Origin of the sequence: Wolbachia endosymbiont (group A) of Melitta haemorrhoidalis, from assembly GCF_964273365.1 — a bacterium.
Lineage (GTDB): Bacteria > Pseudomonadota > Alphaproteobacteria > Rickettsiales > Anaplasmataceae > Wolbachia > Wolbachia pipientis.
The window spans coordinates 961,101-987,666 of record NZ_OZ187004.1; the positions used below are offsets into that span (position 1 = coordinate 961,101).

A 26,566-nucleotide genomic window follows, 5' to 3' on the forward strand; every position below is an offset into this window, starting at 1 on the left:
ATTTATGGTATTTACACAATCAAAAAAGCTTATTAACATTTCTTAATGAAAGCTCTAAACCCTGAAAATCAATAATGAGATTAATAACAAGCTTCTTGCTCGCAATTTTTTTGATTACACAAAGTGGTTGCACAACCCTTATAATAGGTGGTGTGGTGGCTACAGCGACAGCAACAGCAATAACAATGCAGGACAAATCCTTGGGAAATATCATTGATGATACGACTATGGTCATCAGAATTAATAAGGGGCTCTTAAAACATGGGCTATTTTCATCCATAAAGGTTAAAGTAAGTGAAGGAAGAGTATTGCTCATTGGAAGTGTTGACACTCCTGAAAAACAACTTACAGCAGAAAAAATAGCTTGGCAGCAAAAAGAAATTAAAGAAGTGATAAATGAAATAAGAGTAATACCAATTCAAATGGCTTCCATGCTAGACACCACTGTAGATGGCATGATAACAGCGGAAATAAGAACAAGACTCCTGGGAAAAAGAAATATTAAGTCAATTAATTATAGCGTTAATACGGTTGATAGAGTTGTTTATTTGATGGGTATAGCCCAAAATAAAGCGGAATTAAAAGCTGTAATAGCAATTGCAAGAAAAGTAAAGGGAGTAAAACAAGTTGTAAGTTATGTACGATACAGGTACAGTAAGTTACGCCATTAGGCAAAAATCGCTTTCAAATTATAACATTTGTACAGTTGTGACAATAGGTAGAGAACATAAATGAAAATTGCCTTTCAGATGGATGAAAATATAAATTTTGAAACTGACACTACATTCGTGCTAATAAAGGAAGCACAAAGGAGGAAGCACGAAGTTTTTGTCTATGCTCCTAACAATTTAGCACTAAAGCTAAACCATCCAATTGCTCTGGCTCAGAAAGTCAGCGTTGATGATTTTAGTTTTATCTCTAAAGAGGATGTAGCAATCAACTTGAATGAAATGGACATCATATTTATCAGACAGGATCCACCCTTTGATATGCGTTATATTACAACAACATATATCTTAGAAAAAACCAGCGCATTGGTAATTAACAATCCAACAGAAATAAGAAATTGTCCTGAAAAATTGATAACTTCATTATTTCCAGAGCTAATTCCGCCAACTTTGATTACTGAAAATATATCAATGATTAGAGATTTCTACTACAACTATCAAGATATTATTCTGAAGCCATTGTATAGTTATGGAGGAAACGATGTGATAAGAATACAAGATGAGAATAGTATTCATGTAGTAGTGGATCTCATGATAGCAAAATACGAATGCCCTGTGATTGCACAATCATTTTGTAAAAACATAGATAAAGATAAAAGAATATTGCTACTTTATGGCCAACCAATTGGTGTAATGAAACGAATTCCAAAAATCAGTGGAGAGATCAGAACAAACATGCGACTTGGAGCAAGTTTTGAGCCCGCTCAAATGAACGATAGAAACAATGAAATATGTAACAAAATTGGTCCTGAATTAAAGAAAAGAGGGCTAATATTTGTTGGTATTGATATTATAGATGACTTCCTGCTCGAAATTAACACAACTTCACCCACGGGAGTAGTTCATATCAATAAATTGTATAATATATCGCTAGAAAAGGATCTTTGGGACGTGTTTGAAGAAAAAGCAAGCAGCCATCAACTAAACCTGTGAACAATCACCTTAACAAACTCAGTAGTCCCATTCTTTATCCCTGTTTTTTCTGTACTATTGGTCATATCACGCAATTTTTGAGAATTATTTAATAGATCAAATAGTACCTCTGTTAGATTTTTTTTTGCTTCACTATTCTGCTCAACTATTATAGCTGCTCTCGAGTCTTCAATATATTTTGCGTTATAAAATTGGTGATTATCTTTTGAGTAAGGGTAAGGAATATATATAGCAGAACGCCTAGCAAGAGTGATCTCTGCTATTGAAGTTGCTCCTGCTCTGCTAATTACCAAGTGAGCATTGGCCAGTCTATTCTCCATATCATCAAAAAATTCACTCAATTCACAATCGATCTTTTCACTTTTGTATAGACTTTTGACCTTGTTTACATTTTTCTTCGTACATTGCTGCGTCACTCTAATTTTCTTTTTCATTTTAATAGGTAAATCACAAATTACGCTGCTTACTACATCATCAAAAAAATTTGCACCTTGGCTGCCTGCTATGACCAATATATTTAGGATTTTCTCAGTGCTAGAATGGCTCTGTGCTTTTATATCAACAAAATTTCCTGTAAAAATACATTTATTGCCCTCTGCATATTTAGTCTCCGGAAAGCTGGTTGCAATTAATTTTGCACTCTTGAAAAAGAATCTATTTACTCTCCCTAAAACTGTGTTTTGTTCATGTAAAATTATAGGTATAGAAAGAACTCTTGCTGCAAGAAGAGTTGGAAAAGAAGCATAGCTACCAAAACCAATGACCGATTTTGGTTTTAATTTTCTTACTTGATACAGTGCTAACATAGAGCTGTATATCAAGAAAAGGAAAAACTTAAATTTGTTGCTGCTTGGTCTACGTAATGGTAAGGTGTAGCTTTCTATGTCGGTATTTTTATTTGTTTTTTTATCAGTGAATAATATGCAATTGTATCCTTGTATCTTTAGTGCTTTTGCTAAAGCTATGGCCGGAAAGATATGCCCACCTGTGCCACCTGTTGCTAAAATAATATCCATCTGTAAATAATAAATCCTAGATTGTTAACTGTTATTTAACAATTTGCACGTAGAATTTTATTAAGCGTTATGATAGTTGAGTTAAAAATGCCTAAAAGTAATAGTAAAAAAGAACCTAATGAGAAAAATAAACCTCAAGAACAAAGAGAAGGCAGAAGCGGAGGTTTTTTAGAACTGCTAAAAAATATAATAAAAATTCTTTTCAATTCGGTCGTTGACCTACCTGAGCACGAGCAGTATAATAAAATGAAAAACACTAATCTACAACAAGGTTTGGATACTAAAGGAAAAGGCCCAGAAGATCTTCATCCAAAGGCAAAGCTTGAAGTTAAAGAAGCAGCTAAGGGATTGAAAGAAGAGTTACAGAATTCTGATGCTGGTGGTAATCAATCTATTGAAACTAAAGTGCCTAATCAAACTACTACTCAAGACATTGACAACTCTAAAACGATGGAACGTTAGTTCAACTATTTAACATCTGCAGCAAGCACTGATTCATGTATCATCTCTGAAATGGTTGGATGAGGAAAAATCGTAGATTTTATGTCGAAGTCTGTTCCTTCTAGTTGCTTTGCAAGAGCAAAATTGCTAATTAACTCCGTTACTTCTGCACCTATCATGTGGCTACCCAGAATTTCTCCGGTTTTTTTATCTATAATCGTTTTCACTAACCCTTCAGTTTCACTGAGTGCAACAGACTTACCATTAAAGTTAGAGTGAAATTTTCCTATTTTTATATCATACCCACCTTTTATTGCCTGTTCCTCAGTAAAGCCGATGCTCGCTATTTGTGGATGAGAATAAGTGCAATTTGGTATGCATTCTTTTTTTAACGCATGAGCATTTTTACCAGCAATCTTTTCAATGCAGATCACGGCTTCATGGCTCGCTTTATGTGCTAAACATGGTGGGCCAGCTACATCACCTATTGCATACACATTTGATTCACTAGTTTCATACCATTCATTCGTTTCAATAAAACCAGAAGGGCTTAATTTAATTTTTGTATTTTCTAAACCTATATTTTCAATATTTGCTTGAATTCCAACCGCAACAATCACCTTATCAAATTCTTTGCTTTCACCACTACTTAGTAGCACTTGAGCAGAGTCTTTACTTTTAGTAAGAGCTTTTACGCTACTGCTTGTATATATTTCTATCCCCTGTTTTGTGAATATTTCTTGTGCTAAATCTGAAATGTCCTTATCCTCCAGCGGCAAAATAGTGCTCTTTATCTCTATGATTGTTACATCAACACCCAAAGTACTATAAAAACTTGCAAATTCTATTCCAATTGCACCAGACCCTATAATTAGTAGCGATTTTGGTAATCTCTCTGGAGTCATAGCGTGCTGCGCATTCCATATTAAATCTCCATCTGCCTCTATTCCAGGCAGATTCCGTGCCCTCACGCCTGTTGCTAAAATGATATGCTTGGAAACAATTTCTTGTTCTTCCTTATCGCTAACGACTTTTATAGTACCATTGCCTGCAAGTTTACCAAAACCTTGATGAACTTTGATATTATTTTTTTTCATCAAATATGCAACACCGCTTGACAATTTATCAACAACGTTTCTTGAGTATTTCACTATTGATTGTATATCAAAATTCGCTCCCTTTACTTCTATACCAAACTCTTTTGATCTTTTTATTAGCCTATAAACCTCAGATGCTCTAAGCAGTGATTTTGTTGGTATACATCCCCAATTTAAGCATATACCGCCTAAATTTTTTTCTTTTTCCACAATTGCAGTTTTAAACCCAAGCTGTGCCGCCCTAATTGCCGCTATATAACCACCAGGACCGCTACCTATAACCGTAATATCATACTCATTCATCAGTTTTCTTCGTATTCAAAAAGATTATATATAACAGATGGAACCCATACAATCAATGGTCTGTCATCTACCGTCTTAAGAGTCAAGATAAAAGTTGTTATTTTTTATCATGGCATTTAAACAAACGATAATTTTTCTCATGACAGCAACTAATGCAACCTTAGCAGCTTTGCCAGAATCAACCAAACGCTGATAAAACGCTTTCATTTTTCTGTTGTGGCGCATAGCAACAAGAGCTGACATGTATAGTGCTTTCCTTGCATAAAACCTGCCTCCTTTGATTTGAGCTTTGCCAACTTTTCTTCCACTTTCACTAGTTTTAGGTGCAACTCCAACTAAGCATGCAATTTCTCTATTCTCTAATCTACCAAGCTCAGGCACCTCTGTCAGTAGAACGCTCGCCGTCTTTGATCCAATACCTTTATAGCTGATTAAAAGCTCATTTTTTCCTTTCAATTCAGCTATTGCGTCTTCTATGTCTTGCCTAATTTCTTTCAATTGTTTTTCAGCAAACCCTATCTGTCTTTCTATGTATTCTCTAGCTTTTCCCGTCGCACTTTGCAGGCGACACTTGTTTGCATGAATTGCATCATTTAAATTACGCTCAACTGCCCCCAGCTCCTTTAATTCCTCTTGCTTTTGTGAAATTATACATCCTTTTACTTCACCGTCTTTACTGACAAATTCAGCGTATTTTTCCAGTAATTTAGCATCTAACTTGTCAGTTTTTGCAAAATGATTGCAAGCTTTGGCAAATGCATATACCCGATTCGGGTGAGCTTTATGGACAGTTATCTTGCAACAATTTTATAATGAGCTTTTCATAGCCACCAGCTTACACATAACTTGATGGGTAAATCGACTATATTTGTTTCTATAAACTTAGATATAGCATCACTCACGTTTGCTATGCGCTTATGCTTGCCATTAATTGAGATGTCCAATGCTTCCTTGGAAACATCTACTCCCATGAAAATTATTCTAGCCATTTTTGTACCTATAAATATAATCAAACAATAATGCAAAATGCTGTATACAGGATTGTAATTCGATCTTTTAGATCCACCTACCGTTCGTACTACATTTTGCTTTAAGCCTTACTATTACCCACAAATAAAAACATAGTATTGTATTTACTCAAATAATTTAATTTTATTAACCTGAAAGCTTATTAGATTAAAATTATTAAACTAAGAGTTATAATTTTAGCAACTAAAAGCTGTAAATTGCACCATATAAACAGTTATTTCAAGCAAAAGTTATGCCATTAAGAGCTATGCAACAAACATTTATATTTGTGGGTAATAGTAAGATCTAAATCCGATAGAGCATTGTTGGCACACCATCAAAAGTCGCCTCAGACCTCTAATGCATCAATGTACAAACTTACACCTTTTAGTTGGTAATACCATTTTAGACGTTTATCATTCGTTTTAGAAAATACTATAGGAGGTTGTCCGGAAACTAGTAAATTCAAGCATATTCCCTCTTTAACATAACCCTACTCATAGCTAGGTATATGAAATTCTCAGTGGATGTTGTGAGTAAATCATACTCCTTCGATAGCCTTCTATTCCTATTAACCCAAGCAAAAGTCCTTTCTACAACCCATCTTCTTGGCTGTACTTTAAACCCTTGTTCTCTTGTTGGTAGTAGCTCAGGTGGCGTATCTTTGTGCACCCAAATCTACATGGAGGCCTTTTAACAATTTCAATATCTATGTCATATTCTTCCTTTATGTGATTCTTTAAATTTCTTCCTTGGTATCCCATGTCAGCCCACATTTTTTTAACTTTAGTATATTTTGTTCTCATATTGTTTAATGCTATTTTAATACCATCTCTATCATTTTCGTTAGCAGCGCCTACGTAACAACCTAGTATAAAACCCTGAGTGTCTGTAATTATATGCCTTTTTCTACCCTTTACTTTTTTACTTCCATCATAGCCTTTGATCCCCCCTTTTCTGTAGTCTTTACAGATTGACTATCTACTATACAGGCACTCGGCTGCTCATTCCTTCCTATTTTTCTTCTACTATATTTTGTAATTTCATAATTCATTTTCTCAAAAATTCCCTGCTTCTTCCATTGCCTGAACTGCTCATACACAGTCTTCCATAGCGGAAAATCATTTGGTAAATACCGCCATTGACACCCTGTACGCAATACATAGAAAATTGCTTCTAATATTTCTCTTTTGCTATACTTTGGCGGCCTTCCTCCTTTCTTGTATGATACTCTGAAGTGTTTTTCTATTCTTGCCCATTCCCTTTCGCTTAGATCTGTTGGATACTTTTTTCTCATCTTTACCCCGTACTAAAATTTCAGATATTATAGCCTTTTACTTGTTTCCGGACAACCTCTAGTAGCGGAATGACGAATTTTTGTTTTTCAAATTGTCAGTAAATCTAAGTCAGTTTAGCTATATAAAACATAGTATAAAAAGAGCTATTTTAGCAAAATTTTAAACAAATAAAGTTAATTACTTCACAATTGATACCTTACGAGAAAAGCACATTTGATACAGATTTAAAATACAAGTTAACGAATTATTATGATTTTTACCAAGATAATAATATAGTAAGGTTTGGTAGTGAGGTATCAAAATGGAAAAATACACCAACGCATGGTTTAATAAGAAAGATAATCATGATTGTGCAAATGATGGCACTTGCGGGCAATCTATAAAGGATTTTAGGATTGGTAATTCTGATATTTCTTTTTTTGATAGTAACAAAAACTTAATTGCCAAAGTACCTAAACTACCAAAGTATTCTAGGGATAAATATGGGCATCAATTGTATAAGGAAGCTGAGTCAAAGCAGTTCAATTATTTTTCCACAAATATACATGATGTTTTGTCTAACAGCTTTACCGTTAAATACGGGTATATAAATTGTACTATAAAATACGACAACTTATCTGAGCAGGAACAAAACCAAATAGAAACAGACATTAAAACTGCCTATGAAGCATTTAAAGAAAAGTTTTGCTTGAAAAATAGTAATGCAAGTTACAATATAACGGTTCACATTTTTAATAATAGAAGCGATTATACAAAGTATAACAATCTTCTCGGCTTAGATGAAGATGGTGGTCCAGGATATATTACACGAGGAGTAACAGATTGTCAGAATATTCTGACATATAAGCAAAGTGCCATGGATTTTGTTCTAGGTCATGAGCTAGGCCACATATTTCAATTGTGTTTTTCACCATCGGCAACAGTCCAAACTTTGAGTATTCTGGATACTGAACTCATAGCAAATGTTGTTGGACGAGAAGTAGAAGAAAAAAATTATAAAGCTATTTGCAAGCAGATGGGTGTAGATGAATATAAATACGATGGATGGAGTTTTATTTTTAAATACATAGGTACAACTGGTAGTGTATACCGCCTAAACCTTTCAGAAGAAGAGAAATTTCAAATTATACAACGTGTCAAGAGTTCTGGACTAGATGAATATGAAGACCATGGATGGATGTTTAAATTTAAATATAAAGATACAACTGGTAGTATATACCTCAAGGACCTTTCAGAAGCAGAGAAATTTCAAATTATACAACGTGTCAAGAATTCTGGACTAGATGAATATGAAGATCGTGAATCAATGTTTAGTTTTAAATACAAAGGCACCACTTATAGAGCAGAACACAGAGATTATCTTTCAGCAGAAGAAGAAAAACTTCAATTTATCAAAGACATTAAGAACTCTCATGAATCGCTCGTTAGTGAATGTGATGGATTGGGGAATGAGAATACAACTTTAGTGATTTACGTTGATGAAAATAAGGAGATAAGTCAAATGTATTTTCATAATCTAGACAAGAATATATTCAAATGGTTAGATAAGACACTTATAAGCAGAAGTAAACCTGAAGAAGATGTGGATGACACAGCAGGAAAAGAGCCTGAACCAGAATCAGCCGAAGAGGATACTCAGCAACCCAGTAATTTCTTATCTGTATTAAATAAGACTTGACCTGACACTTTAAAAAAGTAAGTTAAAAATAATAAAAATAAAGGAGTGTTAGATATGAGTACAATACAGACAAAAATATTAAAACCAAAGCTAGGATTATTAGAACTAGCAAAACAACTAGGAAATGTGTCTCAAGCATGCAAAGTGATGGGATACTCAAGAGATACATTTTATCGCTTTAAGGAGTTATATGAAAATGGAGGAGAGGAAGCATTACATGAAATAAGTAAGAAAAAACCGCTATTAGCAAACAGAGTTTCCGACGATATAGAAAGAGCAGTGATTAGTATAGCAACAGAATTTCCAGCATATGGGCAAGAAAGAGCTGCAAATGAACTGAGAAAAAGAGGTATAATAATTTCTCAGGGAGGAGTAAGGTCTGTATGGCTAAGAAATGACCTTGAAACTCTCAAAAAGAGACTTAAAGCACTAGAGACAAAAGTAGCTCAAGACGGAATCATTTTAACTGAAGAACAACTTGCAGCTTTAGAAAAAGTGAAAGAACAAAGGGAAGCTCATGGTGAAATTGAGACGCAACATCCAGGTTATTTGGGTTCTCAAGATACCTATTATGTGGGCAATATCAAAGGTATAGGGCGCATTTATCAGCAAACTTTTGTTGATACTTATTCCAGAGTTGCAATGGTTAAACTTTACACGGACAGAACAGCTATTACAGCTGCAGATCTTCTCAACGATAGAGTTATTCCATTTTTTGATGAGCAGAAAATTCCATTATTACGCATTTTAACTGATAGGGGTACGGAGTATTGTGGCAAGCCCGAAAATCACGCTTATCAGCTTTATTTGGGCATAGAAAACATCGATCATTCTAGAACTAAAGCCAACTCTCCACAGACTAATGGCATATGTGAAAGGTTTCATAGAACCATGCAAGATGAGTGTTACAATATCATCTTTAGAAAGAAAATCTACAGTTCTTTGGAAGATCTACAGATTGATGTTGATCATTGGTTGCGTTCTTATAATGAGACAAGACCTCACTCGGGTAAATATTGCTATGGCAAAACGCCTATGCAAACTTTTCTTGATAGCAAATATATTGCTTTTCAGAAAAATATTAGTAGCATTACACAAGAGCCTGATATTAGTTTTGACTACCTCAATTCTTCTGTCAGTTAATTCTTGTCTGTCAGATCAAATCTTGTCTTTTACACATTGTACCATATTACAATGTTCGTACAGTTATGTGTCACGCTACTTGGATGACAAGAAAAGGTTTCTAGAATGACGGAAACGAAGTCATACATAGAAAATAGGTTAGGTATTTTCAATTTTTGTTGTATACTCAAATAAAAATCTCACTTTTACAGATGGATACAGTAAAGTTTGTTTTATTACTGCCAACAATATTACTCATGCTAGTTGCTGGTGTTTACCTATCGATTAAACTAAAATGGCTACAGGTATTTAGATTACCATACGCCCTTTCACTCCTTGGAGCTAAAAAAGGAGAAAATAAATTTTCTTCTATAGCCGCTCTGTTTACAATTTTAGGGGGAAATTTAGGAGTAGGAAATATTTCAGGAACTGCTGTTGCTCTAAAAACCGGAGGACCGGGCTCTATTTTGTGGATGGCGATAATTATTGTTATCACTTCTGTGATAAAATATGTCACTTGTTATCTAAGTATAAAAACCAGAAAGGAAAAGAACGGACGGTTTATAGGTGGCCCTGTAGCCTACATGGCTGATGCATTTAACTCTAGAAAAGCTACAATTGTGTTTCTAGTTGTTATGATAATGGTTTCAATAACAGTTGGTAACCTTGTTCAGGTAAATTCTCTATCAATACCACTTAACATGATAGATGTGCCTGTAGTCATTGGTGGCATTGTAATGGCCATAATATTTTTTGTTGTTGCAGCTCTCAGCTTAAAAAAAATTAAAATTTTTATATCGGCTATGATACCGATAATGACGGTAAGTTACCTCACACTTTGCGGTATCATATTATTTAAATTTAGTGAAAATATTCTTCCTTCTCTAAAACTAATAACAAGCAGTTTTTTTACAACTAGTAGCTTTAACTCTGGTTTATCTCTAGGTTTGATTTTAGAAATGTTGACTATTATTCAAGTTGGAACTTTGCGAGGTATTTTTGCAACAGATATAGGGCTTGGCCTCGAAGGAATCGTACATTCTTCAATTGTTCCTAAGAAAAATAATAATAAATTTATTATTGAACAGAGCCTAATCACAATAATATCGCCTTTTATAGTTGCATTCATAGTGTTTATTACAACAATGGTACTGCTTGTCACAGATTCTTGGGTCACTGATTTAGAGAGTACTAACATGTGCATATTTGCTTTTAGAAAAGCTATGAATTGGCCCTATATTGACTATTTAATTATGGCCATAATGTTTTGTTTTGCCTTTACTACTATTTTTACTTGGTTTTTTTGCTCAAAACAGACAATACGCTATGTGTCTATGGATAATAAATACACTAAAATCTGGATTGTAATTTTTACCATGATCATTCCGCTTGGTGCGATAGGTAAAGTCCGGTTGCTATGGGATGTTGCTGATATCTCGATTGCTGCTTTGTTGTTTATCAACATACTCGCTATACTCAAGCTAACCTCTCAAGATCCAGAAGTGTTTACTATGAGTAGCAGATATTTGAAGTTGCAAAAACAGAGCTATAGCTAAAGCAATTTAGGCTATGCAGCTGTTGTGATATAAGAGTGATTTCCGCCAAGAAGGATGTCATCCCAGTGCCCAGACACTGGGATCCAGGAATCTTGATTGGCACTAAGTTAGTGAGCATAAAAGTAGCTAATCTTATGTTAAAACACAACATTTTTGATGGGGTTCGTGAAAGGCTGGATTCCAGACTGGAATGACAACTTAAATCGTTTGATGTTACCATAAAATAGCTTGTGTCATCACATTAGTAACACAACCTTCCTTAATAAAAATTCAACCAATGCTTGTGATAATTATATTAGCTAGTATTAGCTAGAACTAAAGGCAGAGGGTTATTAGTGAGGGATATATGGGCACTAACGATACACAACAAGAACACATTTATAATGAGCGCATTCAAGAAATTTTTCCTTTATTTGATAAAATAAAAAAGGAAGACGACCCAATTTATAATGCTAGAGTTGATTTTAACACAGTAAAGTTTTTAACAAAACACGCCAACTGGAATTGGGACGAAGAAGAAAACAAAGATAAAGCATATGGAGTTATTCTTCAGAAATGCGACAAGACAAAGAAAGCTGGACAAGACCTTGAAAGTGAAGTTAAAGAAAGGTTGAAAGAGTATGTTGATGATGTTGCAGGAGTTTCAATATACGGTAATCACGCAAGTATTACGCTGGGAAATAACAAAAAAGAGTTTAAAATCAGCGAATTTTTAAACAGTGATTTTTGTGAGAAGAATGAAATCTCGGGATTTTCAACATTGCATAGTGATGGAAAGAGCGGAATGCATGGTTTTGTTGCCGAGGAAGAAGGGAAAAAAATAAGACATTATGTCGTAACTGATGGTTCATATGAAATGACTTTAAAGTGGTATGCGGAGGGGAAGGAATGTAAGATCAAAATTAAGATTGATGCTAACGGTGTAGACCTTGTTAAAGGTGATGATTTTTCTCTAGAACGGTTAGAAGTAAACAGAGATGTAAAAATAGGTGGTTTATTCTTGCATGAAATACAATTCAGGGAGAAAGGACAAGGAAAAGCGAATGAGATGCAACATAATAAAGACAGTAACGAGCTATCATCTGAAACTACAACAAGAATTGATGTTAATAGAGGTGTTAGCGTTCAAGCTACTGATATAACTCAAAAAAAAGAAGACCACCATTCACATTTTGGACTACAATCTAACAGCAGAAGGCAGTCTTACGATAGCGGAATTGGAAAAGATTTTGACGATAAAATTAATTCTCAGGAGGCTAAAGAAAAGCGTGAGCTTAGACAAGCAGCACGAGAAGCAAATTCGGGAGGTCAAGTTTATAACCTACAATCGCTTTTTGAGGAGAATCCTCAGAACAAAAAAACTCCTCCGCCACTTCCACCTAGAACTAGTTCACTACCACCTAAAAAAGGTGTTTTCGATGAGCAAGGGGGAGCCAAATCTGGAAGCCAAAAACCAGATGACTTGCGCGAAAATGAGCAAACACCTAATAATCAGCAAAAAGGTGCAACTTCTGATTCTTCAGATAGTTCTACTTTCACCAAGTCTGTAAGCCACAATCAAGATAATAGGCAAGAAGATGAACGGTATGACAATCCTACATTTGGACATGCTGTACCTGGAAGCCAAAAACCAGATAGAAGTGAGCAAACACCTAATGATCAGCAACAACCTAAAACCCAGCAACAAGAAGGAAATAGCAAAGGCGATCTGTTACAAGACATCAGAAATTTCAAGAAAAACAACTTACGGCACATTGATGTTGATGATAGAAAAGCATCAATTGCAGGAAGTAGAAAAAATAACCCATCACCGTTAGAGACATTAAAGGACATAATTCCTTATTCATCTTCTCCAGATAACAGTGATAACCAAGATGCTAGTGATGCTAAGTGGAAAGAAAGTGAACAGCCGCTCTCTGCTACAGCACTCAATAATAAAAGTGACTCGGGCTATTCATCTCCAACTCGTGACAATAATGAACAATCTCAAGTAAATCCTGAACAGTTAAAGAAGAGCTTAGAGAACATTGAACAAAGTGATCAAACTCCACCTGAAAATCTTCTTAAAGAAATCAGAGATAGATCACAGCAGGATAATAGAGGATTAAGGCAAGTTGATCCTACTGATAAACTGTCACAAGATAAAGAAGATGGATTGCAAAAAGACGATTTAGCAGATGTAAAAATAGTGGAAGGTCCAACTATTAGTGTCTCTGCTTCAACACCAAATAGTATAAGTGATTCAGGCTATATATCTCCAACTAATAGTGATAGTAAATCTCAAACAGATTTAAAACAGGTAGGAAGGAAATTAGAAGAACATATTAGACAAAGTAATCTAACTCTATTTGAAGAACTTAAAAATACATTAGGTCAAGAAAATCTCGGGTTAAAACCAGCTGATCAGAGTCAGATTAGCGAAGAAACTAAAAAACGCTTGAGAGAAGTTGGGTTGCTAAAAGACAGCTCAACAGACATAAAAGCAAACGATTCGGGCTATTCATCTCCAACTCATGACAATAATGAACAATCTCAAGTAAATCCTGAACAGTTAAAGAAGAGCTTAGAAAACATTGAACCAAAAGAAATCGGAGATACGAGTGAGTTAAAAGGAGCATTGGGAAACCCGGATAAAGGGTTAAGAGAACCGGCACAACAGGCTACTAAAGAAAATATTCCTAAAGATTCATTCTCAGAAAACATTTTAGAAAAGATAGGAGAAGGTAAACAATATGACCCTATACGTAAGTGGTTAGAAAAAACAGTGGCAGAACGAGAAAATAATGACACTAATCCAACTGTAGATAAAAATAGCGAACTATATAAATTACTAGAGAAAGATGAAGCACAACTGAAAGCTGGAGTAATAGAAGAAGAAAGAGGAGATACTTTAACAGAACACACTGATGGTTATGATCGCAATAGAATTGCATTAGCTAACAGAAATAAAAGACCACTAGATTGGGCTAAACAGGTTGCTGAGTCACAACAAAAAAAAGATACTAATAAAGGTATTTTGTAAAAGACAAGATTTGATCTGACAGACAAGAATTAACTGACAGAAGAATTGAGGTAGTCAAAACTAATATCAGGCTCTTGTGTAATGCTACTAATATTTTTCTGAAAAGCAATATATTTGCTATCAAGAAAAGTTTGCATAGGCGTTTTGCCATAGCAATATTTACCCGAGTGAGGTCTTGTCTCATTATAAGAACGCAACCAATGATCAACATCAATCTGTAGATCTTCCAAAGAACTGTAGATTTTCTTTCTAAAGATGATATTGTAACACTCATCTTGCATGGTTCTATGAAACCTTTCACATATGCCATTAGTCTGTGGAGAGTTGGCTTTAGTTCTAGAATGATCGATGTTTTCTATGCCCAAATAAAGCTGATAAGCGTGATTTTCGGGCTTGCCACAATACTCCGTACCCCTATCAGTTAAAATGCGTAATAATGGAATTTTCTGCTCATCAAAAAATGGAATAACTCTATCGTTGAGAAGATCTGCAGCTGTAATAGCTGTTCTGTCCGTGTAAAGTTTAACCATTGCAACTCTGGAATAAGTATCAACAAAAGTTTGCTGATAAATGCGCCCTATACCTTTGATATTGCCCACATAATATGTATTAAATAAGACTTGACCTGACACTTTAAAAAAGTAAGTTAAAAATAATAAAAATAAAGGAGTGTTAGATATGAGTACAATACAGACAAAAATATTAAAACCAAAGCTAGGATTATTAGAACTAGCAAAACAACTAGGAAATGTGTCTCAAGCATGCAAAGTGATGGGATACTCAAGAGATACATTTTATCGCTTTAAGGAGTTATATGAAAATGGAGGAGAGGAAGCATTACATGAAATAAGTAAGAAAAAACCGCTATTAGCAAACAGAGTTTCCGACGATATAGAAAGAGCAGTGATTAGTATAGCAACAGAATTTCCAGCATATGGGCAAGAAAGAGCTGCAAATGAACTGAGAAAAAGAGGTATAATAATTTCTCAGGGAGGAGTAAGGTCTGTATGGCTAAGAAATGACCTTGAAACTCTCAAAAAGAGACTTAAAGCACTAGAGACAAAAGTAGCTCAAGACGGAATCATTTTAACTGAAGAACAACTTGCAGCTTTAGAAAAAGTGAAAGAACAAAGGGAAGCTCATGGTGAAATTGAGACGCAACATCCAGGTTATTTGGGTTCTCAAGATACCTATTATGTGGGCAATATCAAAGGTATAGGGCGCATTTATCAGCAAACTTTTGTTGATACTTATTCCAGAGTTGCAATGGTTAAACTTTACACGGACAGAACAGCTATTACAGCTGCAGATCTTCTCAACGATAGAGTTATTCCATTTTTTGATGAGCAGAAAATTCCATTATTACGCATTTTAACTGATAGGGGTACGGAGTATTGTGGCAAGCCCGAAAATCACGCTTATCAGCTTTATTTGGGCATAGAAAACATCGATCATTCTAGAACTAAAGCCAACTCTCCACAGACTAATGGCATATGTGAAAGGTTTCATAGAACCATGCAAGATGAGTGTTACAATATCATCTTTAGAAAGAAAATCTACAGTTCTTTGGAAGATCTACAGATTGATGTTGATCATTGGTTGCGTTCTTATAATGAGACAAGACCTCACTCGGGTAAATATTGCTATGGCAAAACGCCTATGCAAACTTTTCTTGATAGCAAATATATTGCTTTTCAGAAAAATATTAGTAGCATTACACAAGAGCCTGATATTAGTTTTGACTACCTCAATTCTTCTGTCAGTTAATTCTTGTCTGTCAGATCAAATCTTGTCTTTTACACTGTTTGCTAATAGCGGTTTTTTCTTACTTATTTCATGTAATGCTTCCTCTCCTCCATTTTCATATAACTCCTTAAAGCGATAAAATGTATCTCTTGAGTATCCCATCACTTTGCATGCTTGAGACACATTTCCTAGTTGTTTTGCTAGTTCTAATAATCCTAGCTTTGGTTTTAATATTTTTGTCTGTATTGTACTCATATCTAACACTCCTTTATTTTTATTATTTTTAACTTACTTTTTTAAAGTGTCAGGTCAAGTCTTATTTAATACAGGTATTTCAATATAAATTGAAGTTAAAATAATTGCTTAGCAAACAATAGGTTTCATGTAATGGTAACCCTATAACGGAAGAGTAGGAGCCGCGTAAGAACAATACGAACACTCCAGCTAGGCCTTGTATATTGCATCCCCCCGCCCTATTTTTCCACTCTTCTGATGCTAAATAATACTTAATTTCTTGTTCACTGAGACGTTTAAATTTCACTATTGTAACCACAGTCCTGATATGTTGTTTAGATTGATCGGGAGTTAATAGACATACACTGGTGTATACTCTATGCCTTCTTCCTGATAACAAGCGGATACATTTTTCTGCTTGCTCAACGTTTTCAGCTTTGAGCAATATCCTTCTACCACAAGCAACAACTGTATCAACACCAAGCACAAAATAATTTGGATTTAAACTTTGTATTTTCTCAGCTTTACTTTTTGCCATACGGATTGAGTAATCCTTCGGAAGTTCCTTTTTTAAAGGGGCTTCATCTATATCTGCTGGCAAAATTAAACCTGGCTCAATGTTTATTTGTTTTAGTAAAGCTATACGCCTTTTCGATGATGAAGCAAGAATAAGATTATTTAGAGATCGTTCTGTCACTTGTACCTTTAAGCCTTCTAATGATCCTACCCTTTCTCGCATTCCTATCGTAAATGCTCATCTCAACTAACACCCTATCCCCTATAATGATGCGTATTTTACTTCTTCTCACTTTCCCTGATACATGACAGATAATCTCATGTTCATTGTCCAGTTTCACTCTAAATTCTGCTGCAGGTAGTAAAGCAGTTACTGCCCCTTCCACTTCAAAAATTGTTTTCGATTTCTCGTCTTTTATCATATGTTATATTATAATTTAATAATCTTTTTTAGTCTACTATAGATTTTAAATTATTATCAACACAAAAGACCTTTTGCGCCCCACTTAAGTTGCAACTTAACCCCAACCATCTTCACAATGATACCCTACCTACGTTTCTACTCTCTGCCACCTTCTCAATAGAACTTATAGGACTTATGTTGAAAGATAAATCATTATCACAATTTTCTTCATCGCTATCAAGTCCACTATCAACGCTTAAAGATCTGAGTAATGTTGTCTTCTCTCTCAGTGGAACATAAGACTCATTATCAACGCTTGAAGATTTGGATAACCTTTTCTTCTGTCGTGGAGCATTACCAGACTCATTAGAAATTTCTCCCGTTAATTGATTGTTGAAGCTCCTTTGTTCATCAGCACGAATTTTTTCTTCCAGTCCATCAAGCATTCCTACCAATTCATCACCCCATTCATTTTCTTCTTCTAATAATTGTTTACACTTTTCTTTCTCACGCTCTAGCTCGTTTCTTAACTCTTCGACTTTATCTTCATCTTTAGTGAGTTCAAGTGTAAGCACCTTATCTCCTGGAAATTCCTCGTACTCGTTTTCTAGTTCTTCAATGTTGAGTTTTAGTCTCTCTTCTCCAAGTGTATCTTGTAAATTGCTATCCTGCCTATCTGATTCTTTAATCTTTTGCCCAATTTCTACTTGTACCTTATATTCCTGATCTAATTCTCTTAGCTGATCTTTCAAGCGCTCTTTCTGCTGGCGTCGTTCAACCATTATCTGTTCCGCATCTTCTCGTGCTTGATTTAGCTCTTTTTCCAAATTCTTCTTTCCTGCATTAACAATTTTCAGCTCTTCCTTTAGCTTTCTTTTTTCTTCATATACACCTTTAAGTTCTTGTGCTTTCCCTTGTAGCTCTTTTAACACACCTGCTAATTCTTCATTTTTTTGTGCCAGTTCAGTTTGCAATTCCGTGTTTTTTTGCTCCTCTTTTTCAAACCTGTCTTGTAAATTGCTATTCTGCTTCTCTAACTTTACAATTGTTTGATTAGCTTCTGCTTGGGTTGTTTCTAGTTTCTCCTGTAGTCGCTGATTTTCTTGTATTAATTCATGGTGCTTTTTATTTATCACTTGCAACCCTGCTTCTATTTTTTGCTTCAATTCAACAGCTTCTTTTTTCAAATTTGACATTTCTTGCTTCAATTCAACGTTTTTTTCGGACAGCATCTGATTATTTAAAATCAATTCATCCATTTGTTGTGAAGCAAATTCTGTCTGAGTTCCAGTGTGCTGTAAATTGACTTCCGTTTTAGTTTCAATTTGTTGTGAAGCAACTTCTGTTTGAGTTTCAGTGTGTTGTAAATTGACTTCCGTTTGAGTTGATGCATTGCTATTAATAGAAGGAGGAAGGCTATTGTCAGCATCAACTTTAGGGTCTAATTCCCCCTCTGGTTCCTCGCGATAGGCCGCTATAGACTCATTTTGAAAATTATTATTAGCAGTAGGTACAACATCAGCAGCCTTACCTTTTTCTAGTACAGCATCATATAAGGAGAGACCTTGAATATATAATTCATCGTTTTGCTTTATTAATTCTAAGATCTCATCCGATAGCACAAAATCTTCATCATTAAATTTTAGTACTTCAGTTATGCCATCGCTACTCACATTCATAATCATGGTACACATTTCGGATCCATCCTTTACAGGCCAAGTGCTTTTCATTTCATAATATGCGCCCTCTTTAAATTTATAATATCTTTCCTTACCTTTCCGATGAGCGTGTATTTCATGTTTTTTATTGCAATAGATATTCAGCTCTTTAATATCTTTCTCTTGCTGTAAAATGTTACTAATCCTGGTTGGCTCACTTCTATTGTAATTAATAGAGTTGATATTCAAAACTCTATAAGCGTTATCAGTTTCTGTGTAATAAGCTTGAAGCTCTACGCCTTTCCTTCCAAGATATTTACTTGCAGCTTTTTTTCCCTGCTCTGCCAACTTTATGCATTTATCTATATCTTTCTTAAAGCTCTTATTAGCAGACTCTGTTACTGCTTTATCTATGTACGTTTTTTTAAAATCTCTATCATTTATTAGATCATAAAAACTCCACTCATCTCTATAAGCCTTCTGTATAGCAGTGAAGTCACTTTCTTCTTTCAAAAGCATTAAGAAGCTTACCTTGTCTCCTAGGTCTTTTAGTTTAAAGCCTGTTATTATCTTCTCTAATTGAGAAAATTTTTCAGCAGGATTATTTAAATTTTTTAACTCTTTGTATAATTTATTATTTTCTGCAATTGAGCGGCAGAACTTTATTATAGCAGAGTCCTTAGTGAAAGAATTGTCTTTTTCCATTTTATTGATACAGTCCTTGAGGGATGTAAAATGCGATTCAAGCCATGACGAATATAGATCGTATTCATAAAATGCCAACAAGCAATGTATTGCATTCCAAGCACATGATGCTACCCTTATAACTGATTCAACATCATAATTCTCTGACTGATTACTTGTTTTTCCTGCCTCTGCTGTTTTTTCTTCCTTAGCCAAACTTCCAGTCATAATACGCCTCCTTAACTATATTTATATTATACCAATTAACATATATTAAAAGAAATCAAACTGTATAACCTCGTCCTACACTAACTTTTATGATTACTTAATTGTGTAAAAATAACTGCAAGTGTTAAACTTGAGCTTTTATTTTTCATTATACATTTCTTACTACATGTTTATACTGCTGTCTTGCATAATAGACTATTCGAAGTTACACAAGTATTTTTTTTATTAGATAAGAGTTAGTAAGAGCCTGTTCATAATTTTTTCAGAAGTAAGGCAGTGAAAGCCAGAACGACCATTTGTAGGCTAGTATTGAGTTTTCGCTCACAATTTTTCCACAATCTTCTACATTTTTCTAACCAAGCAAAAGATCGCTCCACAACCCATCTTTTGGGCAATACAACAAAGGAACGTAATTCATTTCTTTTGATCACTTCAACGGTTGCACCAATAATCGTTTTTATTTGAGTTACAAAATTTTCTCCAGTATAGCCTGCATCAACCAGTACATTTTTAACTCCCGAGAGGTTTTCTTTTGCATTTTCGACCATTCTCACAGCACTGCTACGGTCAGTTATCTCTGCTGTTGTTGTATAAATTGCATGCTTGCGTATCTACTGCAATACGGCCCTGAAATCTTCTTGCCTGCATCATAGCTTCAGCAGTATCTGCATTTTTTATACTCTGTGCATCAATTATGCAGAAGCTTTTCCGACCATTGTTTTGTCGCAATTATTTTTTTTTAATACCAGCTCCAGAACACTTTCTTTATTTACATCTGGTTTTTCACTCCACTTCTTAAAATAGTCGTAACAATTGCGCCATTTTGGGAACTCTTTTGATACCATTCTCCACTGGCAACCACTTTTTAACACGTATAACACTCCACAAAATATATCATGTAAATCAAGTGTTCTTGGTTTTGTCTTCTTTCTGCAAGATTCCAGATCTGCTACAATAATCTCAAACTTTTCTCGACTTATGTCACTTGGTTATAAACTTCGCATATCCTACTTTATATACTTTATCCTCTCACTTTATCTCTTTTTTGAGATTACGTACAGGCTCTAAGATACAAAGACGTTTTCAGAAATCTTTAAGCTTAATAACATCCTCTCTCTTTGGACTAGTTGAGATTAGATGAATTGGTACACCTATTAATTTTTCTAACCCTTCTATATATTTTATTAAATTGATAGGCAATGTTTCAATCGACCTTTTACCTTGAGTGTTTTCTTTCCAGCCAGGAAACTCTTCATATATTGGCTCTAATTCCCCTTGTATTGAATGCGATGCGGGTAAATAATCATACATTTTTCCGCTATACTTGTAACCAGTGCATATTTTAATTGTATCAAAAGAATTAAGCACATCTAATTTGGTTAATACAATGCTTGAAACTCCAGAGAGTTGTACGGCCTGGCGCACTAAAACTGCATCGAACCATCCGCAACGCCTTCTTCTATTGCTCACTGTTCCAAGTTCCTTACCTATAGTAAACAAGCTATCTCCTACTTCATTTTTCTGCTCAGTAGGAAATGGGCCATTGCCCACTCTTGTTGTATAAGCTTTTACCACACCAATAATGTAAGCATTGGAGGATAACCCTGAGCCTGTTATTGCTTGCGATGCTACAGTATTACTTGAAGTAACAAAAGGGTAAGTTCCGTGGTCGATATCTAAAAATGCGCCTTGGGCACCTTCAAATATTATTTTCTTACCTTCTTTCATCAAGTCATTTAATATCTTCCACACAGGTTTTTTATATGAAAGAATTTTTTCTGAAATCTCTTGAATTTCCTTTAATATTTCTTCTTTTTTAACCACCTGGTAGTTAAGGCCTTTCCTGATAGCATTGTGGTAATTCAAAAGAGTATCCACTCTTTTATTGAGCTCATCTGCGTTTTCTAAGTCACAAAGGCGTATAGCTCTCCTTCCAACTTTATCTTCATAACATGGCCCTATCCCTTTGTTTGTTGTACCAATTTTGTGATTTCCATTTAAATCTTCAAATAGCTTTTCCTTGTCCTTATGTATGCTAAGTATTAATGGACAGCTCTCGGATACCATCAAGTTGTTATAGTTTACGTCTACTCCTTTAACTTTCAATGACTCTATTTCTGAGATTAGAGCGTGTGGATCAAGAGCAACGCCATTTCCTATGATAGATATTTTGCCTGGCCTCAAAACAGCAGAGGGCAGTAAATTTAATTTATAAACCTCATCATCTACTACTATAGTGTGCCCTGCATTATTTCCTCCCTGAAATCTCACAACTACATCTGCATTCTCAGAAAGATAATCTACTATTTTACCCTTGCCTTCGTCACCCCATTGCAGACCAACAATTACAATGTTATTCATCATTATTTTCTAGATTAATACATAAATATTAATGCAGTACGCTACAAATGGAAAGAGAAATCTACGCCTTTCCTACACCCCTTAAATAAAGAAATATACTGTCGATTTTCTTAATATATTACCAAATTATTCATCATTATATGATATAACTTACAGCATATTTACAGTAAGGTGTTATTTATGAAAGAGACAAAAGGAAAAAATAATAAGAGTCCAGTAGTTAGATTAAAGGCCACAGCTAAAGAGTTCAATTTTAGTAAATTAAGAGCAGATCAAGATAATAAATTAGCGAATTCCGGTGAAACAATGTTCTTAGATTTTCAAAGGATGAATTTTATTATTAACGGAAAAGAAATAGATAAAAATCTTATTATTGCATTTAAGGAAGGAGCTAAGCACCGCAAAAGCGAACTTTTTAATAGTGATGATATATATAATGACGAAATATTTAACAAAAAAGGAACAAGAGAAATAGATACGGATCATGGCAAAGCTTTTGTTGCTTCAGTACTCGAAGATATTGAGAAAGAGCTTGTAAGTAATGCATTGGGTGAGCTATGGAAAAATCACTGTGAAAATTCCAAAACTGCCAATCATCAAAAAACCGATTCATATAAGAAAGAATTTGAAGAATTTTACAATGCTGGCCAAAGGTATATCCATCTATTACCAACAGAGAAAGATGAAAACAAGGATTACCGTTCCTTTGCAAAAGAAGTTTTCAAAAAAATGTTCAGATACGCTGGGGCAGAAGTTCCAAGTGATGCTATTTTAGAAGAGCTAGTTACCAATTGTAATCAAGCAGGGTATGAGGCTGCTCCATTTATACAAACCCAACTTGCACTTGGACAGTCGTTCATAGTAGAAAATCCTAAAAAAGTAATAAATATTGATTGTGCTAACCAAAATAATGTGAGAATTAGATCTGATATGAGGCTACCAATACTCTCTGTTAAAAATCAAGTTATGCATGGCGATAAGATATGTAATCTGTCTAGTTCATTGGAATTTACAATTGAATCTCACAATGGTGAAGACTTTGTAACATACAGAGATGGTAAATTGTCACTTACTATTCCTAAAGAGTTAAAAAATTATAAAGATAATGGCAAGAGCTTGTTTGACATTATTAAAGAATATTTTCAGAAATTCTGTGCAAAATTAGGATTTAAACCTGAGACAAAAATACAAATAGAGCATGGCTTCGGTGCTCAAAGTAACTATTTAGATGGTACAATATCAACCACAGGATCAGATGCAAATGAAGAATTTATCAATCTTTTAAGCGAAAATCTCAGAGAGAGGTTATTGGGGTCAGGAGTTGCTCTAGAAGATGAAGATGTTGATGATGTTGTTGAAGTCAGAGTATCTACCGTTATAGATTTATTGAGTGATTATGCTAAATTGGAAGATAATAAAGAACACAGAGAGTTATTAATAAGTAAAGTAGCAGATAATTTAGGACTTTCCACTCAAGATAAAACAGCACCAGAAGTATTGATGGAATTAGGCTCTTTACCTTCTTTGACAAAAGGTCAGGTTAATCATAATCAAGTGCAGTCTGTTGTAAATACTTTTATTAAGTTAATTATTGAAGGGAAAAGCGAAGTATACAAAAAAGGAGGTGCGATTAATGCAATTGATGCAATTCATAAGGAGATAGATAAGGCAATTGTTGAGCAAGAAAAAAAAGCAACCAACAAACAAGATATAGAAAATGATAAATGGACAGATAGAATCAAAAAACAGAATTATTCTGCGGAATCACATGAACATTTACCTTAAAGATATTAGTAGGCTCTTTAAATATTTTAGAGTTCATGGTTACAACGGTTGCTATTTTACAGTGCATCTCACAACACTTTCTTCAAAAATATACATGTTAACATACCCTGGACGTACAAGATCACACTTATACCCAAGCTTTTCATAAAATACTTTCGCTTTTTGAAAATTCATGGTTGCAACGGTTGCTATTTTACAGTGCATCTCACGACCATAATCATGAACTTCTTCCATTAGCTGCTTTCCCATACCTTTTCTTCTATAATCAGAGTGCACCCAAAGCAAGTCAGTGTAAATTGAACCATAGATAACAAAACCGCTACAACCTACAATAATTTGTTCAGTATCATCGCGAATAAAAAAAGCAAATGGGTTACACGTACCTTTATCAACGGTTTCTTCATTAATCTTTTTGAGTAGGAATTCAATGTCTTTGCTACTTGGTGATGTGGTGTGTTCTATTTTCATCTCTCGGCCTAATACCGCATACTGATTTCTCTCTTTATCTTATATAAATTAATTAAGTAAAGTGAATACAGTATCCACACTACTAAAAAAAATGTGGCACAAAACATAAACATTGCAACCAGTGGCAACAGCAGGGAACTTTCTATTGCTATTCCACCTTTTCTCAAAATGCTTGCTGGCTGATGGAGAGTGGACCATAAATTCACGGAAAATTTTACTATAGGAATATTTATAGCACTAAAGATGGCAAATACTGCTGCTGATTTTTCTGCCCTCGCTTCATTATCAAAAGCGCTCCACAATGAAAGGTAGCCAACATATAGGAAAAATAAAATCAGCATTGAAGTAAGCCTTGCATCCCATACCCACCAAGTGCCCCAGGTTCCTTTTCCCCAGATGCTGCCTGTGATTAAGCATATTGCCGAAAAGACTGTCCCTGCAGGAGCAGCAGCATGTGCCAAGACACTAGCAATGCTATTGTTCCATACCAATGAAATGAAACCAAGTGATGCAATTAATCCATATATTCCAAGAGCAAGCCATGCAGAAGGCACATGAATGTACATGATTCGTACAATTTCTCCTTGTTTATAATCTTCTGGAGAGAAGAATAACGCCAAAGACATTCCAATTAAAAAACATGCGAAACAAATAACCCCAAGCCAAGGTAGAGCTTTCTTAGAAAAATAAGAGAAATTTGTAGGCTTTAATAAAAACATTCGTTTTGAGAATAATTGTGTTAAGAATTTACCAATTAGTTTGAGTTTTATCAACAGGATAGTTTTTCTATATTTACGTAGGTCAATAAATTAGCATAATTTCAGTAGCAGATTGCTAGCTATTATTTTTAGTATATGACCCTTAAAAAGCTTAATCTACACTTAGTATCAGATTCAAGTGGTGAAACTGTTATATCAGTTGCAAAATCAGCTCTGAAACACTTTCGTTCTGTAGAAACGATCGAATATGTTTGGTCTTTTGTAAAAGGAGAAGAGCAGATTGACAAAATTCTGGAGGAAATTAATAGGAAAAGTGATGAGCATAATTTTGTTATATGCACTATTACTGATGATGAGCTAAGAAAATATCTAAAAGATAACTGTATAAAGTTGAAAATTCCCTATAGAGCAATATTATCACATATTATTAGAGAAATTTCGTCTTATCTTGAAATTGAAAAAGACGAAAAGCTTGACTTGCATACTGAGATAAATAACGAATATTTTCAGCGCATTGAGGCAATAAACTACACTATTAATCATGATGATGGACAAAATATTCAAGATATTGATAAAGCAGATATAATTTTGGTTGGAGTTTCACGTACATCAAAATCTCCCACCAGTACGTATTTAGCTTACCGAGGCTATAAGGTTGCAAATATTCCTTTTGTTAGTGGGGTACCCTTTTATGTCGACTTGGCAAAATTAAAAAATAAACTGACAATAGGGGTAACAATAGACGTAAGTAGGCTAATAGAAATACGCAAAAATAGACTTACTTCAATTAACAACGAAGATAATAATATATATGCTAACCCTGAGAAAGTAGAAAAGGAAATTAAAGAAGCAGAGGAGCTCTTTAAACAGAATAACTGGCCAATTATCGATGTCACGCAAAAGTCGATCGAAGAAGTATCAGCAACAATTATACAATATTTTAATAAAATGTTATCAATTGACTAACTCTTGATAAGTGATTATAATGTAAAGTAATTTAATTCTTACTATAGATATGAAAGTCAAAGGGTCGCTAAAATCTCATCGTAACAGAGATAAAAATTGTAAAGTTGTGAAAAGGGGTGGTAAGATTTACATTATAAATAAGGTAAAGCCAAGGTGTAAAGCGCGTCAAGGTTCTTAGCTTTTTGTTCACCTTTTCATGTTATATATTTTTTATATGTGAAAGTACGGTGCTTATATCTAAAAAGAAGCAAAAGTTACTGTGTTTAAGCGCAGCCTTACTCATTTCTTCCCTTACATTATATTTCAGCATTAGCACAATTACAGGTAAACGTGGCTTATTGACGTTAATCGATTTAAAAAAAGAAATCGAGTACAATAAACTTTTGCTAAAGGATGTCTCTTCTGAAAAGGAAAAGTTGGACAACAAAGTATTTGGCTTATATGAAAAAAGCTTAGATTTAGATCTGCTTGATGAGCAAGCAAAAAATGCTTTAGGTTATGTGAACCCTAATGAACTTATGGTTGTTCTTGACGTGGAATAGCAGTAGTGACCTTACCCAGAAAAAGTGGAGAGAAAGAAAAGAGTTTTTTTGGGT

23 protein-coding genes and 4 pseudogenes are annotated in these 26,566 nt (G+C 34.5%); 13 read left to right on the forward strand and 14 right to left on the reverse strand.

Annotation, left to right across the window (positions count from 1 at the left end; translation table 11 throughout):
• Positions 1-74 precede the first annotated feature (74 nt).
• Both ACICPZ_RS04940 and gshB read left to right on the forward strand, forming a co-directional pair.
• A complete protein-coding gene (locus tag ACICPZ_RS04940; RefSeq protein WP_006279461.1) occupies positions 75-671 on the forward strand; it encodes a BON domain-containing protein in 597 nt (198 codons plus the stop codon).
• Positions 672-731: 60 nt separating this feature from the next.
• Positions 732-1,661 carry a glutathione synthase gene (gene gshB / locus ACICPZ_RS04945; protein WP_264329550.1) on the forward strand — a complete coding sequence of 310 codons (930 nt, stop codon included), beginning with the start codon at positions 732-734 and terminating at the stop codon, positions 1,659-1,661.
• On the opposite strand, the gene murG is transcribed toward gshB, so the two are convergent.
• Positions 1,646-2,677: an undecaprenyldiphospho-muramoylpentapeptide beta-N-acetylglucosaminyltransferase gene (gene murG / locus ACICPZ_RS04950; RefSeq protein WP_264373925.1), complete on the reverse strand. Its 1,032-nt coding sequence runs from the start codon at positions 2,675-2,677 to the stop codon at positions 1,646-1,648. The genes gshB and murG overlap by 16 nt on opposite strands.
• Before the next feature lie 69 nt (positions 2,678-2,746).
• Between murG and ACICPZ_RS04955 the strand changes: the two genes are divergently transcribed.
• On the forward strand, positions 2,747-3,139 hold the full coding sequence (locus tag ACICPZ_RS04955; protein WP_264329551.1) for a hypothetical protein: 393 nt from the start codon (positions 2,747-2,749) through the stop codon (positions 3,137-3,139).
• Positions 3,140-3,144: 5 nt separating this feature from the next.
• Here ACICPZ_RS04955 and lpdA read toward each other — a convergent pair whose 3' ends face one another.
• The 4 genes and pseudogenes from lpdA to ACICPZ_RS04975 form a co-directional block, all read right to left on the reverse strand.
• Positions 3,145-4,518, reverse strand: coding sequence for a dihydrolipoyl dehydrogenase (gene lpdA / locus ACICPZ_RS04960; protein WP_264373923.1), 1,374 nt, complete (start codon positions 4,516-4,518; stop codon positions 3,145-3,147).
• Positions 4,519-4,593: 75 nt separating this feature from the next.
• Positions 4,594-5,016: an IS110 family transposase gene (locus ACICPZ_RS04965; RefSeq protein WP_049973639.1), complete on the reverse strand. Its 423-nt coding sequence runs from the start codon at positions 5,014-5,016 to the stop codon at positions 4,594-4,596.
• A 323-nt stretch (positions 5,017-5,339) separates the two neighbouring features.
• Positions 5,340-5,507 carry a hypothetical protein gene (locus ACICPZ_RS04970; RefSeq protein ID WP_155968863.1) on the reverse strand — a complete coding sequence of 56 codons (168 nt, stop codon included), beginning with the start codon at positions 5,505-5,507 and terminating at the stop codon, positions 5,340-5,342.
• 484 nt (positions 5,508-5,991) lie between these two features.
• Positions 5,992-6,823, reverse strand: a pseudogene (locus ACICPZ_RS04975) (IS5-like element ISWpi1 family transposase).
• A gap of 302 nt (positions 6,824-7,125) precedes the next feature.
• Between ACICPZ_RS04975 and ACICPZ_RS04980 the strand changes: the two are divergent.
• The 5 genes from ACICPZ_RS04980 (at position 7,126) to ACICPZ_RS05000 (ending at position 14,202) form a co-directional block, all read left to right on the forward strand.
• The gene (locus tag ACICPZ_RS04980; RefSeq protein ID WP_395462154.1) at positions 7,126-8,502 is read left to right on the forward strand and encodes a hypothetical protein; all 1,377 of its coding nucleotides are present in this window, start codon (positions 7,126-7,128) and stop codon (positions 8,500-8,502) included.
• A gap of 54 nt (positions 8,503-8,556) precedes the next feature.
• Positions 8,557-9,645, forward strand: coding sequence for an IS481-like element ISWpi2 family transposase (locus ACICPZ_RS04985; RefSeq protein WP_264373697.1), 1,089 nt, complete (start codon positions 8,557-8,559; stop codon positions 9,643-9,645).
• 191 nt (positions 9,646-9,836) lie between these two features.
• The gene (locus ACICPZ_RS04990; protein WP_213862762.1) at positions 9,837-11,180 is read left to right on the forward strand and encodes an alanine:cation symporter family protein; all 1,344 of its coding nucleotides are present in this window, start codon (positions 9,837-9,839) and stop codon (positions 11,178-11,180) included.
• 35 nt (positions 11,181-11,215) lie between these two features.
• Positions 11,216-11,374 carry a hypothetical protein gene (locus tag ACICPZ_RS04995; RefSeq protein WP_153296804.1) on the forward strand — a complete coding sequence of 53 codons (159 nt, stop codon included), beginning with the start codon at positions 11,216-11,218 and terminating at the stop codon, positions 11,372-11,374.
• A gap of 152 nt (positions 11,375-11,526) precedes the next feature.
• Positions 11,527-14,202, forward strand: a complete 2,676-nt coding sequence (locus tag ACICPZ_RS05000) for a hypothetical protein (protein ID WP_264373919.1) — start codon at positions 11,527-11,529, stop codon at positions 14,200-14,202.
• A gap of 29 nt (positions 14,203-14,231) precedes the next feature.
• Here ACICPZ_RS05000 and ACICPZ_RS05005 read toward each other — a convergent pair.
• Positions 14,232-14,813 (reverse strand): annotated as a pseudogene (locus ACICPZ_RS05005) (IS481-like element ISWpi2 family transposase); the annotation flags it as partial.
• A gap of 67 nt (positions 14,814-14,880) precedes the next feature.
• Here ACICPZ_RS05005 and ACICPZ_RS05010 point away from each other — a divergent pair.
• Complete coding sequence (locus ACICPZ_RS05010; RefSeq protein WP_264373697.1) at positions 14,881-15,969, forward strand: IS481-like element ISWpi2 family transposase; 1,089 nt, start codon at positions 14,881-14,883, stop codon at positions 15,967-15,969.
• Between the two features lie 18 nt (positions 15,970-15,987).
• Here ACICPZ_RS05010 and ACICPZ_RS05015 read toward each other — a convergent pair.
• The 6 genes and pseudogenes from ACICPZ_RS05015 to ACICPZ_RS05040 form a co-directional block, all read right to left on the reverse strand.
• Positions 15,988-16,203, reverse strand: a pseudogene (locus tag ACICPZ_RS05015) (helix-turn-helix domain-containing protein); the annotation flags it as partial.
• Between the two features lie 79 nt (positions 16,204-16,282).
• A complete protein-coding gene (locus ACICPZ_RS05020; RefSeq protein ID WP_010082554.1) occupies positions 16,283-16,879 on the reverse strand; it encodes a Maf family nucleotide pyrophosphatase in 597 nt (198 codons plus the stop codon).
• A complete protein-coding gene (gene infA / locus ACICPZ_RS05025) occupies positions 16,857-17,120 on the reverse strand; it encodes a translation initiation factor IF-1 (RefSeq protein ID WP_007550159.1) in 264 nt (87 codons plus the stop codon). The genes ACICPZ_RS05020 and infA overlap by 23 nt, the downstream gene beginning before the upstream one ends.
• Before the next feature lie 112 nt (positions 17,121-17,232).
• The gene (locus tag ACICPZ_RS05030) at positions 17,233-19,671 is read right to left on the reverse strand and encodes a hypothetical protein (RefSeq protein WP_264373918.1); all 2,439 of its coding nucleotides are present in this window, start codon (positions 19,669-19,671) and stop codon (positions 17,233-17,235) included.
• Between the two features lie 251 nt (positions 19,672-19,922).
• Positions 19,923-20,651 (reverse strand): annotated as a pseudogene (locus tag ACICPZ_RS05035) (IS5 family transposase).
• A gap of 103 nt (positions 20,652-20,754) precedes the next feature.
• A complete protein-coding gene (locus tag ACICPZ_RS05040; RefSeq protein ID WP_070357042.1) occupies positions 20,755-22,032 on the reverse strand; it encodes an adenylosuccinate synthase in 1,278 nt (425 codons plus the stop codon).
• 180 nt (positions 22,033-22,212) lie between these two features.
• Between ACICPZ_RS05040 and ACICPZ_RS05045 the strand changes: the two genes are divergently transcribed.
• Positions 22,213-23,817: a hypothetical protein gene (locus ACICPZ_RS05045; RefSeq protein ID WP_174515883.1), complete on the forward strand. Its 1,605-nt coding sequence runs from the start codon at positions 22,213-22,215 to the stop codon at positions 23,815-23,817.
• Positions 23,818-23,868: 51 nt separating this feature from the next.
• Here the strand turns inward: ACICPZ_RS05045 and ACICPZ_RS05050 are convergent, their stop codons facing one another.
• Both ACICPZ_RS05050 and ccmC read right to left on the reverse strand, forming a co-directional pair.
• Positions 23,869-24,285 (reverse strand): GNAT family N-acetyltransferase, encoded by a 417-nt coding sequence (locus ACICPZ_RS05050; RefSeq protein ID WP_083250453.1) that lies wholly within the window; start codon positions 24,283-24,285, stop codon positions 23,869-23,871.
• A gap of 8 nt (positions 24,286-24,293) precedes the next feature.
• Complete coding sequence (gene ccmC / locus ACICPZ_RS05055; RefSeq protein WP_010962525.1) at positions 24,294-25,004, reverse strand: heme ABC transporter permease CcmC; 711 nt, start codon at positions 25,002-25,004, stop codon at positions 24,294-24,296.
• A 135-nt stretch (positions 25,005-25,139) separates the two neighbouring features.
• On the opposite strand from ccmC, the gene ACICPZ_RS05060 reads away from it, so the two are divergent.
• From ACICPZ_RS05060 to ACICPZ_RS05070, 3 genes are read left to right on the forward strand one after another with little or no spacing between them, the layout of a single operon-like run.
• Positions 25,140-25,970 (forward strand): pyruvate, water dikinase regulatory protein, encoded by an 831-nt coding sequence (locus ACICPZ_RS05060; RefSeq protein ID WP_006280267.1) that lies wholly within the window; start codon positions 25,140-25,142, stop codon positions 25,968-25,970.
• Positions 25,971-26,019: 49 nt separating this feature from the next.
• On the forward strand, positions 26,020-26,148 hold the full coding sequence (ykgO, locus tag ACICPZ_RS05065; RefSeq protein WP_006279631.1) for a type B 50S ribosomal protein L36: 129 nt from the start codon (positions 26,020-26,022) through the stop codon (positions 26,146-26,148).
• 49 nt (positions 26,149-26,197) lie between these two features.
• Entirely contained in the window at positions 26,198-26,512 is a 315-nt protein-coding gene (locus tag ACICPZ_RS05070; RefSeq protein WP_010962526.1) for an FtsB family cell division protein, read from the forward strand.
• The last annotated feature ends 54 nt before the right edge of the window (positions 26,513-26,566 follow it).